Annotated in this window: 11 protein-coding genes; 6 read left to right on the top strand and 5 right to left on the bottom strand. The window is 59.9% G+C overall.

Annotated elements, in window-relative coordinates; all coding sequences use genetic code 11:
* Positions 1–80 precede the first annotated feature (80 nt).
* On the bottom strand, positions 81–1271 hold the full coding sequence (locus Pan189_RS03090) for a XylR family transcriptional regulator (RefSeq protein ID WP_145362498.1): 1191 nt from the start codon (positions 1269–1271) through the stop codon (positions 81–83).
* Between the two features lie 174 nt (positions 1272–1445).
* Here Pan189_RS03090 and Pan189_RS03095 point away from each other — a divergent pair, with 174 nt between their 5' ends.
* Entirely contained in the window at positions 1446–2567 is a 1122-nt protein-coding gene (locus Pan189_RS03095; protein ID WP_145362499.1) for a Gfo/Idh/MocA family protein, read from the top strand.
* Between the two features lie 107 nt (positions 2568–2674).
* Positions 2675–7291 (top strand): PVC-type heme-binding CxxCH protein, encoded by a 4617-nt coding sequence (locus Pan189_RS03100; protein WP_310821015.1) that lies wholly within the window; start codon positions 2675–2677, stop codon positions 7289–7291.
* Between the two features lie 205 nt (positions 7292–7496).
* Here Pan189_RS03100 and Pan189_RS03105 read toward each other — a convergent pair whose 3' ends face one another.
* Positions 7497–8897 carry a coiled-coil domain-containing protein gene (locus tag Pan189_RS03105; RefSeq protein WP_310821016.1) on the bottom strand — a complete coding sequence of 467 codons (1401 nt, stop codon included), beginning with the start codon at positions 8895–8897 and terminating at the stop codon, positions 7497–7499.
* A 413-nt stretch (positions 8898–9310) separates the two neighbouring features.
* Here Pan189_RS03105 and fbp point away from each other — a divergent pair, with 413 nt between their 5' ends.
* On the top strand, positions 9311–10363 hold the full coding sequence (fbp, locus tag Pan189_RS03110; RefSeq protein WP_145362502.1) for a class 1 fructose-bisphosphatase: 1053 nt from the start codon (positions 9311–9313) through the stop codon (positions 10361–10363).
* A gap of 125 nt (positions 10364–10488) precedes the next feature.
* Here fbp and Pan189_RS21195 read toward each other — a convergent pair whose 3' ends face one another.
* Positions 10489–10650, bottom strand: a complete 162-nt coding sequence (locus Pan189_RS21195; RefSeq protein ID WP_310821017.1) for a hypothetical protein — start codon at positions 10648–10650, stop codon at positions 10489–10491.
* Between Pan189_RS21195 and Pan189_RS03115 the strand changes: the two genes are divergently transcribed.
* Both Pan189_RS03115 and Pan189_RS03120 read left to right on the top strand, forming a co-directional pair.
* A complete protein-coding gene (locus Pan189_RS03115; protein ID WP_145362503.1) occupies positions 10649–10924 on the top strand; it encodes a hypothetical protein in 276 nt (91 codons plus the stop codon). The genes Pan189_RS21195 and Pan189_RS03115 overlap by 2 nt on opposite strands.
* Positions 10911–11843: a DMT family transporter gene (locus tag Pan189_RS03120; protein ID WP_145362504.1), complete on the top strand. Its 933-nt coding sequence runs from the start codon at positions 10911–10913 to the stop codon at positions 11841–11843. The genes Pan189_RS03115 and Pan189_RS03120 overlap by 14 nt, the downstream gene beginning before the upstream one ends.
* On the opposite strand, the gene Pan189_RS03125 is transcribed toward Pan189_RS03120, so the two are convergent.
* Positions 11805–12932: a serine/threonine-protein kinase gene (locus Pan189_RS03125; protein ID WP_145362505.1), complete on the bottom strand. Its 1128-nt coding sequence runs from the start codon at positions 12930–12932 to the stop codon at positions 11805–11807. The two genes, Pan189_RS03120 and Pan189_RS03125, sit on opposite strands and share 39 nt — an antisense overlap.
* A 528-nt stretch (positions 12933–13460) precedes the next feature.
* Positions 13461–13934, bottom strand: coding sequence for a MarR family winged helix-turn-helix transcriptional regulator (locus Pan189_RS03130; protein ID WP_145362506.1), 474 nt, complete (start codon positions 13932–13934; stop codon positions 13461–13463).
* A gap of 178 nt (positions 13935–14112) precedes the next feature.
* On the opposite strand from Pan189_RS03130, the gene Pan189_RS03135 reads away from it, so the two are divergent.
* The gene (locus Pan189_RS03135; protein WP_310821018.1) at positions 14113–14373 is read left to right on the top strand and encodes a nicotinamide mononucleotide transporter; all 261 of its coding nucleotides are present in this window, start codon (positions 14113–14115) and stop codon (positions 14371–14373) included.
* The last annotated feature ends 135 nt before the right edge of the window (positions 14374–14508 follow it).

Raw genomic sequence — 14508 nt, forward strand, 5'->3', positions numbered from 1 at the left:
ATAAGATGAGGGCGACGTGACGGATCAGCGGACGTTGACGTATACCACGCCGCGGAGGGCAAGCGGAAGTGTGCGAGACTTCAAATGCCGCTCGCTCCCCTCTGTCCGCCATTCTGATTGCCGGTCGCGGTCGCGCGCCGATACTCCCCCGGCGGCACGCCCGACTCCCTTCGAAAAGCCACGCTGAAAGACTCGACGTGCGAGTAACCCACCGCCGAGGCGACGGCGGCGATCGTCAACTCGGTGGTTCGTAGCAGTAGTGACGCCCGCTCCATCTGCAGCCGCGTCAGCATTCGCCTTGGCGTCACACCTAATTCCGCCACGAATCGGCTCTCGAATAGTCGACGGGACAGCGGAATTTCGCGCAGGACGTCGCCGACCGAGATGCCGTCGAAGGCCCTCTCGCGGATGATCCGCACCGACCGCGCGATCAGCGGGTCTTCGATCGCCAAGACCTCGGTCGATTGTCGCGTCGTGATGCCCAAGGGTTTCACCAGCTTTAGCAGCGGGCCGGTTCGCTCCCCGGCGATCATCGCGTCGAGCTGTTCGGCAGCCATGCGGCCGGTGCGGGAGGCGTCCGGGACGACGCTCGACAATGAAGGCCGGCTCAAGTCGCACAGCAGCGGGTCGTCGTCAACGCCGATCACCGCCACTGATTCCGGGACCGCAATTCCGATCTCGCGACACGCGTCGAGCAGCCGGACCGCGGCGATGTCATAGCACGCCATGACTCCGGCCGGTTTCGGCAGTGACTCGATCCATCGCACCAGCCGTTTCCACTCCCGCCGCCACGAGTACCTGGGCTCGTGCGATGGTTTACTGTCGAAAATGGAAAGATCGCCACCGGCGTCTTTGACCAACTTGCTGAAGCTGTCTCGCCGGTTATTCGACCAAGCAAACTCCGGCTCACCGAGGAATCCAAAGCTGCGGAACCCGCGTTCGGCGAGATGATCGAAGGCTGCCTGCGCGATCGCCTCATCGTCGGTCTCGATGCACGGGACCTCCGGCAGATGGCGCCCCGCGCTCAGATCGATCGTCGGCACACGGGCCTTTCGGACCGCTTGGGCGATTTCCGGCGTTTCGATGCGGGCGATGATGCCGTCGCCCTTCCAACGCGTCAGCCACGTCGGCGGCGCTGCGCCCCGTCCCTGCTCCGGCAGCGAAACAGACCACCGGTCGTGTTGCTTAGTGTAGGCAATGATTCCTTCGAGCAGCCCACGCGAATACGCATTGGAACTCTCAATCAACAACGCGACATGACGCCGACTCACTGACAAAGCACTTCCCTCGACTCCTGACTTCTCACTTCCGCCACCGTAAATTCTCCTAAAGAATATGCGCGATTTCTCATGGCCGTCCCAGCCTTCACGCGTCAATATGTGTTGATAAGTGGCCTGCCGCGGCTACCGTTGATGCTGAATTGCCCACTTGATAAGAGACTGAAGATGCCTTCCGCCCCCGCCCCCGTTCGCGTTGCCGTCGTCGGACTCGGCTTTGGAGCCGAGTTTCTGCCGATTTATCAGAAGCACCCGCAGGCCGAGGTCCGGGCGATTTCCCGGCGTAACGAAGCGGAGCTCCATAAGATCGGCGACGCATTCGGGATCGAGAATCGCTACACCGAATACGAGCAGGTGCTGGCCGACCCGGAAGTCGACTTCGTCCACATCAACTCGCCGATTCCCGATCACGGTTGGATGTCGATCGAGGCGCTCAAAGCTGGCAAGCACGTGATGTGTACCGTGCCGATGGCGACCACGATCGAAGAGTGCGAGCAGATCGCCAAACTCGTCGACGAAACGGGACTCAAATACATGATGGCGGAGACGGTCGTCTACAGCCGCGAGTTTCTGTTCATTCGGGAAATGCTCAAAAGCGGCGAACTCGGCGACGTGCAGTACATGCAGGCCTCCCACCCGCAGGACATGGAGGGCTGGCCGGAATATTGGGAGCGAATGATCCCAATGCACTACGCCACGCACGTCGTCAGCCCGGTGCTGGGCTTGCTCGACAAGCGAGCCGAGTACGTGTCGTGCTTCGGCTCCGGGGTCGTCAACGCCGACATTGCCGAGAAGTCAGGTAATAAATTCGCCGTAGAGTCGTGTCATATTAAGATTAGAGGCTCCGACGTCGCCGCGCATATCTGGCGGTTCCTGTTCGACACGGCCCGGCAATATCGCGAGAGCTTCGACGTCTACGGCACAAAGAAGAGTTTTGAATGGCCGCTCATTGAAGGCGAAGACCCGGTCATTCACACGGCCAAGCAGCCGGAGGCAATGATCCCCGAACGAGTGAAGGTGACCGATTTCGCCCACTTGTTGCCGGAAGAGATACGCGAGTTTACGCAGCAGGTCGCCGATCAAGAGCACCTTTCCTTTATTCAGGGAGCCGGCCACGGCGGCTCGCACCCACACATGGTCCACGAATTCGTGTCGTCACTCGTTGACAATCGCGATCCGTGGCCGAACGCGCGGACCAGCGCGAATTGGACCTGCGTCGGAATTTGTGCCCATCAATCAGCAGTCGAAGGGGGCAAAATCGTCCCCCTTCCTGAATTCACAATAAAATAATTTGTTCTTCTGTTTAGCCGCGACCGATAGGGAGCGCTCCCTATCGGTCGCGGCTAAACAAACCAAACAATAATCTTTCACCACCCTCCATGACCGAGGACCGGTTCATGTCCCTTCGCTCTGTCGCCTGCTTGGCTTCCCTACTAATTGCCGGGGCGTGTTCGGCTGAGAACGTCGATTACGACACGATTCAGCTCTCCGACGAATTCTACGGCGAAGGAGCAGCCTTTGCCGATTTCGACGGCGACGGGCACGTCGATATCGCCAGCGGGCCGTACATCTATTACGGCCCTGATTGGAAATCCAACGTTGTCGAAGTTTACGAACCGAAACCCTTCAATCCGAAGGGCTACTCGGATAATTTCTTCGCCTTTGGGGACGATATTAATAGTGACGGAAAGCCCGATCTCTTAGTCATCGGATTTCCCGGCAAAGCAGCCTACTGGTTTGAAAACACAGGCCGCGACGGACACTGGCCCCGTCACCTTGTGCTCGAATCGGTCGATAACGAGTCCCCCACGTTCGCCGATATTAACGGCGACGGTACTAAAGAGCTGATCTGCGCTCACAACGGTTTTTATGGCTACGCGGCTCGCTCTGCTCAGCCGGAAGCCGCGTGGGAGTTTCGGCCGATCACTCCGCAGAAGAACATTCATAAGTTTACCCACGGCCTGGGCGTGGGCGATGTCAGCGGTGACGGACGGCCTGATCTATTGGAAAAGAAGGGCTGGTGGGAACAACCCGCCTCAGGCACCGGTCGTTGGACGCTCCACCCCTATCAATTTACGAATCGCGGCGGCGCTCAGATGCATGCCTACGACTTCGATGGCGACGGGGACAATGACGTTCTGACCGGCATGCACGCCCACGGCTACGGCCTCGCATGGTTCGAGCAGTTTAAAGAAAAGGGCGAAATTAAATTTCGCAAGCATCTCATCATGGGTGAGTCGGCCGACGAGCGCCCGTTCGAACTTTCCGTCTCTCAATTGCATGCGATTGAACTGGTTGACCTCGACGGCGACGGTTTGAAAGACGTCATCACCGGCAAACGCTGGTGGGCCCATGGCGGCAAAGACATAGGAGCCGACGGGCCGGTGCTACTTGTCGCGATGCTGACCCGACGCTCGGACTTGGGAAAGGTCACCTTTGAGCCGAAGCAACTCGATGTTGGTTCCGGGGTCGGTGTGCAGGTGCAGGTCGGCGATGTGAACGACGATGACGTCCCCGATGTGGTCGTGGGCAGCAAAAAAGGCACCTTTGTGACTATCAGCCAGACGAGCACCGTCGAATCGGCTCACGCCTTCGGGCGACCCGAGATGGTCGATCGAATCGTTGTCGACAAAGCCGCCGACCACATGTCGGTTCCGGAAGGGTTTCGGGTGCAACTCGCCGCCGCGGAACCCGATGTCCGGCAGCCGATTGCCATGGCACTTGATGATCGAGGACGGGTGTGGGTGGCAGAGGCTTATGAATACCCGCGCCGGGCGAAAGGCGACAAAGGCCGCGACCGCATTTTAATTTTCGAAGATACCGATCTCGACGGCACGCTCGACAAGCGAACGATCTTCTATGAAGGCTTAAATCTCGTCAGCGGGCTTGAAGTCGGCTTCGGCGGAGTGTGGGTCGGAGCCGCGCCATATTTCATGTTCATCCCGGATGCGGACGGCGACGACGTTCCCGATGGCGAGCCGGAGATTCTACTGGACGGCTGGGCCTGGCAGGATACGCACGAAACCTTAAACGCGTTCATTTGGGGACCCGATGGCTGGCTCTACGGATGTCACGGCGTCTTTACGCATTCCAACGTCGGTAAGCCGGGGGCGGCCGATTCTGAACGTCAGCGGATCAACTGCGGCGTGTGGCGTTATCATCCGACGAAGCACGAGTTTGAAGTCTTCGCGCACGGCACCAGCAATCCATGGGGCGTCGATTTTAATGATCGCGGACACGCCTTCATTACGGCGTGCGTGATTCCGCACCTGTATCACGTCATTCAGGGGGCCCGATATCAGCGTCAGGCAGGCCAGCACTTCAATCCTTACACGTATGACGACATTAAGACCATTGCGAAACATCGCCACTGGGATGGGACCAATCCGTGGCAGTCGTCGCGCCGAGGGGCCGACGAATTCGGAGGCGGACACGCCCACGCGGGGGCGATGCTCTATCTCGGCGGAGAATGGCCCGAAAAATACCGTAACAAGCTCCTGATGAACAACATCCACGGAGCGCGGCTGAATCAGGATCAATTGTCACGTGACGGCTCGGGTTATGTCGGCAACCGCTGCCCCGACTTCCTGTTCGCCAACGATAAGTCATCGCAGATTATTAACATGCGGTATGGACCCGACGGTCAGATGACAATGATCGACTGGTACGATATTCAACAGTGCCACCGTGTTGATATCAGTCAGCACGACCGCGGCAACGGACGAATTTTCCGCGTGAGCTATGACAATGCGAAGCCGATTAAGATCGATTTGAAAGACAAGTCCGACCTCGAACTGGTCGAACTGCAACTCCATGAGAATGACTGGTTTGTCCGACACGCCCGGCGACTTTTGCAGGAGCGGGGCGGCAATCCGGAAGTTCATGAACGGCTCGAAGAGATTGCGCTCAATCACAATGACGTGACCCGCCGCCTGCGTGGGCTGTGGGCGTCGCACGTGACCGGGGGCTTGACCGACGAGATCGCCGAGCAGGCTCTTAATGACAGCGATCCGGCGGTTCGTGGTTGGGCGATCCAACTGTTGATGGAAGACCGCCAATTGAGCGACGCGCAGCTCGACATATTTGTGCGAATGGCCAAAGAGGACGCGTCGCAGCTCGTACGTCTTTATCTGGCCTCGGCGGCCGGACGGATGGATATGGAGCAGCGGGTTCCGCTTCTTTGGCAACTTGTGAAGCATTCCGAAGATGTCGGCGATCACAACCTGCCGCTGATGTACTGGTATGCCTTGGAACCCGTGGCGGGGGCCGACCACGCGACCGGATTGGAAATTGCGGCCGGTTCGCCAATTCCGTTGCTATACGAATTCGCGGCGCGGCGGATCGCCGAGGGGCGTCAGGCAGAGTCGTTCGCTTTCCTCACCGGGCAAATACTTAAGACCGAAAATACCGGGCGGCGGAGAGATTTGCTCGATGCGATGCTGCTCGCATTACGTGGCGTTCGAAGCTACGAGATGCCCCGCGATTGGGTGGCGGTCCGCGAGACGCTGCGCCGCAGCGGTGAGAAGACCCTGCAAACGCCCACGCGATCTCTCGCACTGCGGTTTGGCGACAAGCGAGTTATTGGGGAACTGCATCGCTTGGCGAAAGACTCAGGGGCACCGGATGACCGGCGACGGGAGGCTATTAAAGCATTGCAAGCCGTTCGTGAACCGGGCCTGCCGCCTATTCTGTTCGAATTAGTCCAGAAGGGTGAGTTACGACCGGCCGCGTTAAGAGCACTTGCCGAATACGACCGCGAAGAGACGCCGCAGGTGATTCTTAATTATTTTGCGGAGTTCGATCTCGAGTCGCGGCGGGCCGCCTATTCGACATTGGCATCGCGAGCCTCCTATGCCCATCAATTGCTCGATGCCGCGGAAAATGGTGTGCTTAAAATAAGTGACATTCCGGCCGACATCGTTCGACAGATCACGAATTTGGGTGATAAGAAACTTTCCGATCGCATCGCCTCGGTTTGGGGGTCGGTCCGGTCGACACCGAAGGAAAAGCAGGATCAAATCCGTCGTCTCACGCGTCAGCAGAACGCGGTTTATTTTGAAAAGCCCGATCTCACGTTGGGCCGGGCGGTGTTTGTCGAAACTTGTGCGCAGTGTCACGAGCTTTTCGGCACCGGCGGCGATATCGGGCCGGGGATTACCGGGGCCAATCGGGGGAGCCTTGAGTACCTCCTGCACAACATTGTCGACCCGAGCGCCGTTATGGCTAAGCAGTACCGGCCGATCGTGGCGGTTGGGGTTGACGGTCGGGTGACGACCGGGTTGCCCGTCGATGAGACCGACGTCTCTCTCACCTTAAAAACCGTCGACGGCAAGGTGGTGCTCTCCAAAGACGAGCTGGAGTTCTGGAACCGCAGCGATCAATCAATGATGCCTGAGAATCAGCTCAAAAATAAGTCACCTGAAGAAGTGCGGTCGCTGCTGGCCTATCTGCAAAGCCTCAAGCAGGTGCCGATTAAGGCCACTCCAAAGGTTCTCCCGAAATTCTTCAACGGCGAGGATCTCACCGGCTGGATCGGTAACAAAGAATATTGGGCCGTTGAGGACGGCGAGATCGTCGGCCGAGCGCCGAAGATGAACCACCTAGAGTTCTTAACCAGCGAATTGACCTTCGGCGACTTCAAGTTGACGGTTGACGTCAAGCTGGTCGAGAACAAAGGCAACAGCGGAATTCAATTTCGTTCCGAACGCCTTTCCAACACCGAGGTTCACGGCTATCAGGCCGACATCGGTGAGGGCTGGTGGGGAAAACTCTATGAAGAGGGCGGCCGTAAGCTGCTGTGGGAAAAGTCGGGTGAAGCCTTCGTGAAGCCTGGCGAATGGAACGAGTACACCATCGAAGCCGTCGGCGACCGCGTTCGCACCTCGATTAATGGCCACGAGTGTGTCAACCTCGTCGATCCGGAGGGACGCAAGGAAGGCCAGATCGCATTGCAGCTCCACGTCAGCGGCCCGACTCATGTGCGGTATAAGAATTTTCGGATTGAATTGAAATAGGTTGCAGGTCGACAGTCGCATTCGATGGGGGCCTGGTTAATCCGCTTACTTCGTGCGCGGCTTGTTTGTCGTTTTGACACCCTCGACTCTTAAACGCAATAGAAATAAAGAAGCCCGCCGGGATCAGCGGCGGGCTTCTTCAATCGGCAGGCATTGAGGATCAGGACACCCAGCCGACTCACTTAGCTACTGCATTCCTTTTCGATTATTTTGTGGCCGTGTCGCTGCTGACTTCGGCGGCGATGGCGTGGTCACGTTGCTGCAGGATGACCCGGGCGGCCTGTCGGACTTCTTGCACGCTAAGCCGTTGCAGGTTGGCCATGTCGGCCAGCGGGGCGATGACGCGGTAGGCCCGGGTGATTGCCGGTTCGAGCATTGCCAGTTCGATCAGGTCGCGGCGGAAGCCGTTCATCATCGAAAGGTGGCGGCCCATCTCTTCGCTCAGGTCGGAAAGGATTTCGACCGATTCGACGGCGTTGGCGATGTCGTCGGAGCGATCGGCCAGCCGGTCGATCACGTTGTCGGCGTCCGTCAGGTTCTCGGCGGCAATCTTCGTCGCCCAGGCTCCGCGGTTGACACGATTTCGCAGCGAGACGAGCCCGTCGAGGTGATCGTCGGCGGCCGAGGTCGCCCCCTGTTCTTCCCCGCCGGCCAGGCGATCCCGCAGGGCGATCAGCTCTTCGGCGTTGTGCCGGGCCACACCCACTTCGGTCGCCGCCTCGTTGACGGTCTCCTTAAGCAGCACGAGGTCGGTCGCCTTATCGAGCGACTCATGCACGTCGTCTTCCGCGGCGATTTCCCGCTTGAGTCCGATGAGGGCATCGGCGGCCACGAACGCGTCTTGCACGTCGGTTCCCTCGAGGATGACGTCGTACTTGAGGTCGGCGAGGCGATCGAGGCTCTTGTCGGCCTCGGCGACGGTGCGACCGTGGGCGATCAGGCGGTCGTGCAGCCCGACCACTTGATCCATCCTCTTCGCGGCTGCGACGCCGGCTGACGACTCGGCGATCAATCGTCGCTGCATTCCGGCCATGCGGTTGAGCGACAGTTCCGCGAGCGCCTGCCGACCGCGGGCGGAGACCAACGCGTCCTGCATCTGCTCGATGCGATCAATCGAAGAGCGAGCTTCGTTGATCTGATGCGCTGAATCGGCGATCCGCTCCTGGAGTTCGGCGGTGCGGTCGTACTCTGCTGCGGCGGCCTTCGTCACGATGCGGCCGGCGATGAGGTCGTCCTGCAATCCGGCGAGCAGGTCGACCGCCGCCAAGGCCTGAAACGATCGATCGCCTTCGGCTTCGACGTCCGCCCGAAACTGACGAATCGTCTCTAAAGCGTCATTCGCGGCGTGCAATTCGCGCTGTTGCCCACGGATCGCGCTGAGCAGCGAGGCACCATGTTCGATCGATTCGGTTTCGTCGGCCAACGCGGCGACTTCGGCCCGCATTGCTGAGAGGTCCTTGCGGACCATTGACATCTCATCTTGCATCGGCCGGACGACGGTCAGGTAACCGGCGAACAACCCGGCGGTCAGGCCGACGCCGAGCAACGTCCAATTTTGGAAGTTGTCGCGGGTCATCGAGTCGTCTTCGGTCGTTCGTGTCTGCATCGAATTCTGAGGCTGCACTGGAGAATCCTCCGTTCGAGGGCGCGGTTCAGGGTTCGGCCCGCGTCACCATCACATTGATTCGGGTTTGGGCAGCCCGCGTATTCTCCGCAGACGCCTCACACTACCTGTTATCGCCAGGCTGCGGGTTTCTGCTGAGTCAAAATAGAAGGTCTGGCGAAGTCCTGCGGGGCAGGGGTCGGGCGGTACGCATCATTGCTTCGCGCGCGAAATGTTTCTGGGAAGGGAATTCGAGATCCGCGACGGTGATTGGAACTTGGCGGTCTGGTAAATCCCTGTGATCCGCGGAGCATGTTGTGATAGCGCCGCTGCGATTAGAGTCGTAATCTGATCCGTAACTTCCGACGGCTTGCCATTGCCTCGGGAGGGGAGCATTTCGAACAGGCGACGATCTCATGTCTCAGAACACAACCAGTCCGAATTACCGTCCGGAATCGACGCCGCTGGCTGATCGCGGTTTTGTGACGGTGCAGCAGCACATTTTGAGTGAGCAGACCCGCTTCCCCGGGGCGTCGGGCGAATTCAGTTGGCTGCTGTCGGGAATCACGCTGGCGACGAAACTGATTGCCAACAAGGTGCGGCTGGCCGGGCTGAACGACATGACCGGGCGAGCCGGCGCGGTCAATGTGCAGGGCGAGCAGCAGCAGAAGCTCGACGTTTACGCCGACGGCGTACTCGCCGAGTGCCTCGCGTTTCGCGAGAGCATTGGGATGCTGGTTTCGGAGGAGTCCGAGCATCCGCTGGTGCTGCGGGAAGACGCGTCGAAGTCAAAATACGCGGTGGTCTTCGATCCGCTGGATGGGTCGTCAAATATCGACGTCGGTGTCTCGGTCGGCACGACGTTCAGCGTGTTTCACAAGCCGGACGATCCCGCGACGGCGAATGACCCGGCCAAATGGGCGTTGCAGGCGGGCAGCAAACAGGTCGCCGCCGGTTACGTCGTGTACGGCTCCTCGACGATTCTCGTCTACAGCGTCGGCAACGGCGTGCATGGTTTCACGCTCGACCCGTCGATCGGGGCGTTTCTGCTCAGTCACGAAAACATGCAGATGCCGCAGCAGGGCCGCTATTACTCAACGAACGAAGCCTATCGCGACCGCTTTCCGCCACATTACGGCGAGTACATCGATATGCTCCGGCGGGGCGAACTCGGCTACAAGTATTCGTCGCGCTACATCGGCTCGCTTGTAGCCGACTTCCACCGCACGCTCCTCCGGGGCGGGGTGTTCCTTTATCCGCCGACGACCGAGCAGCCCGACGGCAAGCTGCGGCTGCTGTATGAAGCGAACACAATCGCCTTTCTCGCCGAGCAGGCCGGGGGCGTCGCACTGAGCGGAGACGAACGGACTGTCGATATCGTCCCGACCGACATCCACCAGCGCGTGCCGCTCGTCGTGGGCAGCAAGATGGAGATGGACGCCTACCAACGGATGGCATCGGGCGGATGAACCCGGCGCGTCATCACAGCACAAGCCGCGCACAAAGTAAGCGGATCATCCACGACACAAGCCGCGCACGAAGTAAGCGGATCGAACGCGCCTTGAAGTGGGCGTGCGTGCCCCGCACTACTTTCTTATCCGTCAATCACCGCGATTAAGACGTCTACCAACGCATCTTCACGAGTCGTTTTCGTGTGATCGATCGATTCCGGGGGCGGCGAAAGCGCCGTCCCCGGCCACCCGCAATTTTCGCCCGCTTGTTTCATGTGAGGCATCGACCATACTTCAACTGCCATGACCGATTCCTCAACGATCGCCAAGCTCTTCGGCCGAGTCGTGGTCTTCGACCTTTCGTCCATGTTCGTGATTCTCGGCACGCTGGTGGAAGCGGACGAACTTCATTTCAGCTTGCGCGATGCCGACGTGCATGACCTGCGCGACTCACCGACGAATCGGGAAAATTACGTGCGGGACGCGAAGTTGTACGGCATTAGTGCGAACCGCAAGCGGGTCCTCGTTCGGCGGGACGAGGTCGTGAGCTTTTCAGCGATTGACGATGTCCTCACCTGATCCCCCCGCGAAAACGCACCATGAGCAGTCGGAACTGAGCTTCGCCCAAGCGGCTGGGTTATTGCTGATCGGTGTGATGGGAATCGGGTTCGCGCCGATCCTCGCCCGTATGGCCGGATGGTACGAGGTCGACCCGACGGCCTCCGCATTTTGGCGGTTCACGCTCGCCCTTCCGTTTCTGATCGGTGCGTCGTGGTTTCAGCAACATCGCGGTGACACGAGACCCGACGATAGCCCGCGCTCACTTCGCGAGATCGCAGCCGTCGCCGTGCCGGGGGTGTTTCTCGCGTGCGACATGGCCTGCTGGCACGTGTCGTTTCTTTACACGCCGGTGGCGAACGCCACGGTGATTGCGAATCTCGCCACGCTGTTGGTCGCATTCATCGGTTGGGCGGTCCTGCGTGAGCGACTCACGTGGCTCTATCCGGCCGGTGTGGCGGCGGCTCTTGTGGGAGTCGCGATCCTGGTTGATGTCCGACTCGATACGCGGAGCACTCCCTTCGGCAACGGCATGGCGCTGGCGGCGGCGGTCTGCTACGCGGGATATCAGATTGCCGCCAAGTTGGCCCGTCGCCGCTTTACTGCCCGGACCATTCTGACGTACGCGTCGATCGCGGGCAGCCTGCTCCTACTGCCGGTGCCGATGCTCTTGGGGCATCGGTATTTGCCGAACGAAGCGATCGGCTGGCTGCCGCTGCTCGGCCTCGCGATAATCCCGCACTTGCTCGGCCAAGGCTTAATCGCGACGTCGCTACGGCACTTGCCGGTCAGCATCGCCTCTCCCCTGCTGCTGGCGCAGCCGATATTTGTCGGCCTGTTCGGGTATCTGATTTTGGGAGAAGCGGTCGGTTGGACGCAGGTCGCCGGGGGCGTGCTTGTGTTAGTCGGTCTCGGCATTGCCATCCGCGGTCGGGGCTGACGGTTCGTCCGCGTCGGGCGTGGCCTCGCTCCGCGTTGCGAACCACGCGATCGCCGCAACGACCAGTACGATCACCCCGATCACGGCGAGTCGCCCCGCCGAGACTTCGGGCCGGGCCTCCGTGTTCTTCAGGCGTTCGGTCAGCGATTCCGCAACCGCCTCTCCGGAAGTGGGGACGGCCGGTTCGACCGCCGAGGTTCGCGGAGCTATCCGCACCTCAGCGAGCAGTGCCTCGACATCGACATCATTTCCGTCGTTTTCCAATAACTTCAGCAGCACGGTTCGGACAGCCGTAGCCGTCTCGGGGCGGGCGTCACGAGATTTTTCCAGCAGTTTGGCGATGAGATCATCGAGCGCGCGCGGAATCTGCGGATTGAACTCGCTCGCCCGCGGGGGTGTCTCTTTGACGTGCGCATTAAAGATGTCGATCGTGGCGCGGCCCTCGAAGGGCAGCCGACCGGTGACCATCTCGAACAACAGGCATCCGAGTGCGTAGAGATCGACGCGGCCGTCGAGGTCGTCTTCTCCCCGGACCTGTTCGGGAGCCATATACCGCATCGACCCGACCGTCGTCCCGTCGATGGTCAGGCGGGTCGCGCCGAGATCACGGGCTAAGCCGAAGTCGCCGATCTTCAGCCGTCCGTCGTCGGAGAGAAATACGTTGTCGGGCTTGAGGTCGCGGTGGACGATTCCCTCTTTATGCAGTGCGGCGAGCGCCGACGAGATGTGCTCGGCTGACTCGACCGCTTCTTTCCAAGGCAGCCGATCTCGCTGGATGAGGATGTCGCGGAGCGAGCCCCACGGGACCAGTTCCATCGCGTAGTACAGAACGTCGCCGTGCAGGCTGCAATCGAGATGCTTGACTAAATGCGGATCGTCGAGCCGCTCGGCGATCCCGATCTCGCGCACGAACCGGCGAAAGACGTCTTCGTTTTCGGCGTGCTGCGGAAGCAACACCTTGATGGCGGCTTCGTTGCCGGTCTCAACGTGCCGACCTTTGTAGACCTCCCCTGCACCGCCAACTCCCAATTCGCTCAGAAGCTCGTAGGGGCCGACCTGACCGCCGATCATCGGTCGATTCGCCAGCATCTTTTTGTCTCATCTCATGGTTGTGTGGATTTCGCAGCAGCAATTGGGGAAGCCGGGTCGGCACAATCGCGAGGGCTCGTCGCTGCACCGGGGTTTTCCCCATTTCAAGAACACTGCGAATTTTTGCGTTAATTCGCAAGTCAATCGGTGCGGCGTCGGGCAATATTCGGGGGCCGGGGACGGTGTTCTTGCCGCCCCCGTATTGTTACGGCCTCGCTCGCGCGTCGGGCTGTCGTTGGTGTGCCGGAAGCAAGATCGCCTTTGGGTGTCGTCGAGACATCTTTTACTGCCGCCCAATTCAGTTTCCGATTTGTCGGACTGGACCACTATCGTTTTCTGCTCGTATTGTCACGGCCTCGCTCGCGCGTCGGGCTGTCGTTGGTGTGCCGAAGACGAGATCGCCTTTGACGTCGTCGAGACGTCGATTGCTGCCGCCCGGTTGAGCATTTGACTTGTTCGAACGGGCGCGTGAACGTTTTCCGGCCGTTCGCTCGGCCTCGCTTGCGCGTTGGGCTATCGTTGGACCTACTAACTGGCGGCGTCATCACTTGCGGAGCGTGCTTTGGTCAGCAGGCGATTCAAGTCGGCCAGTTCCGATTCAGAGAGGTGACCCAGCGACTGTTTGTGCAAATCCATCACCGGTCGTTCGAGCGACGCGAGCAGCTCGAGACCGGCTGAGGTGATCTTCACCGTGACGACCCGTCGGTCGGACTCGCCCCGCTCTCGCAGGACGAACCCCAATCGCTCCAGGCGATCGATCAGCCGCGTCGTGTCGGGCACCCGCGTCACCATCTGCGAGCCGATCTCCGAACAGGGCAATCCGCCGTCGTTGCCGCGGAGAATTCGCAGAATGTTGTAGAGCGGCGAGGAAATCCCGTGCCGCTTGAACAGCCGATCGTGCTGTTCCAGAACGATCCCCGCCGTCCGGCGGAGATTGAGCGCGGCCTCCTGCTCGGGGCAGTCGAACGGCCTTTTCTTTTTGATTTCTCGAGCGAGGGACATATCGGGTCACGAACGCGCACGGACGGGGATGCGTCAATGCTAAGTGACGCAAAAGATGTGTCAACAATCACTGCGTGCGAGCCGTCTTCCGCGTCGATCGCCATTCGTTGATGGATCAACGGCCCGATTCGCGGCACGATGGTCCGACTTCGTTTCCGAAACTCCCGAAAGACGGCCGATGCCCCCACTCGAACTGTTTCAATATTACGGCGTCGATCACGCGGCCATGATTCTGTGCTTCGTGGCGATGTGGCTGATCGGCAACAAGAATCCGTCCGGATTTGTCGTGTTCATGCTCGGCAATGCCTGCTGGACGGTCTTCGGCGTCATGACCGCCAGCGTCGGAGTGATCATCGGCAACGTCGGTTTCATCTTGCTCAACGCCCGCGGCCTGTGGCAATGGGCTCAAGAGAAGAAATTGGCAGCCGCGACGGAGTGAATGCCGCGGGATAATTTGGCATGGAGGGTGTTCTTCCAAGACTAATCGTTTCTCCATTACTTAACCGCGTCGCGCCCGGTCTGCTTTTCGAATGGTACTGTAGGAGGATTGATCGCCCGCACAACCGGACGCTCT

It is taken from the genome of Stratiformator vulcanicus (genome assembly GCF_007744515.1).
Lineage (GTDB): Bacteria > Planctomycetota > Planctomycetia > Planctomycetales > Planctomycetaceae > Stratiformator > Stratiformator vulcanicus.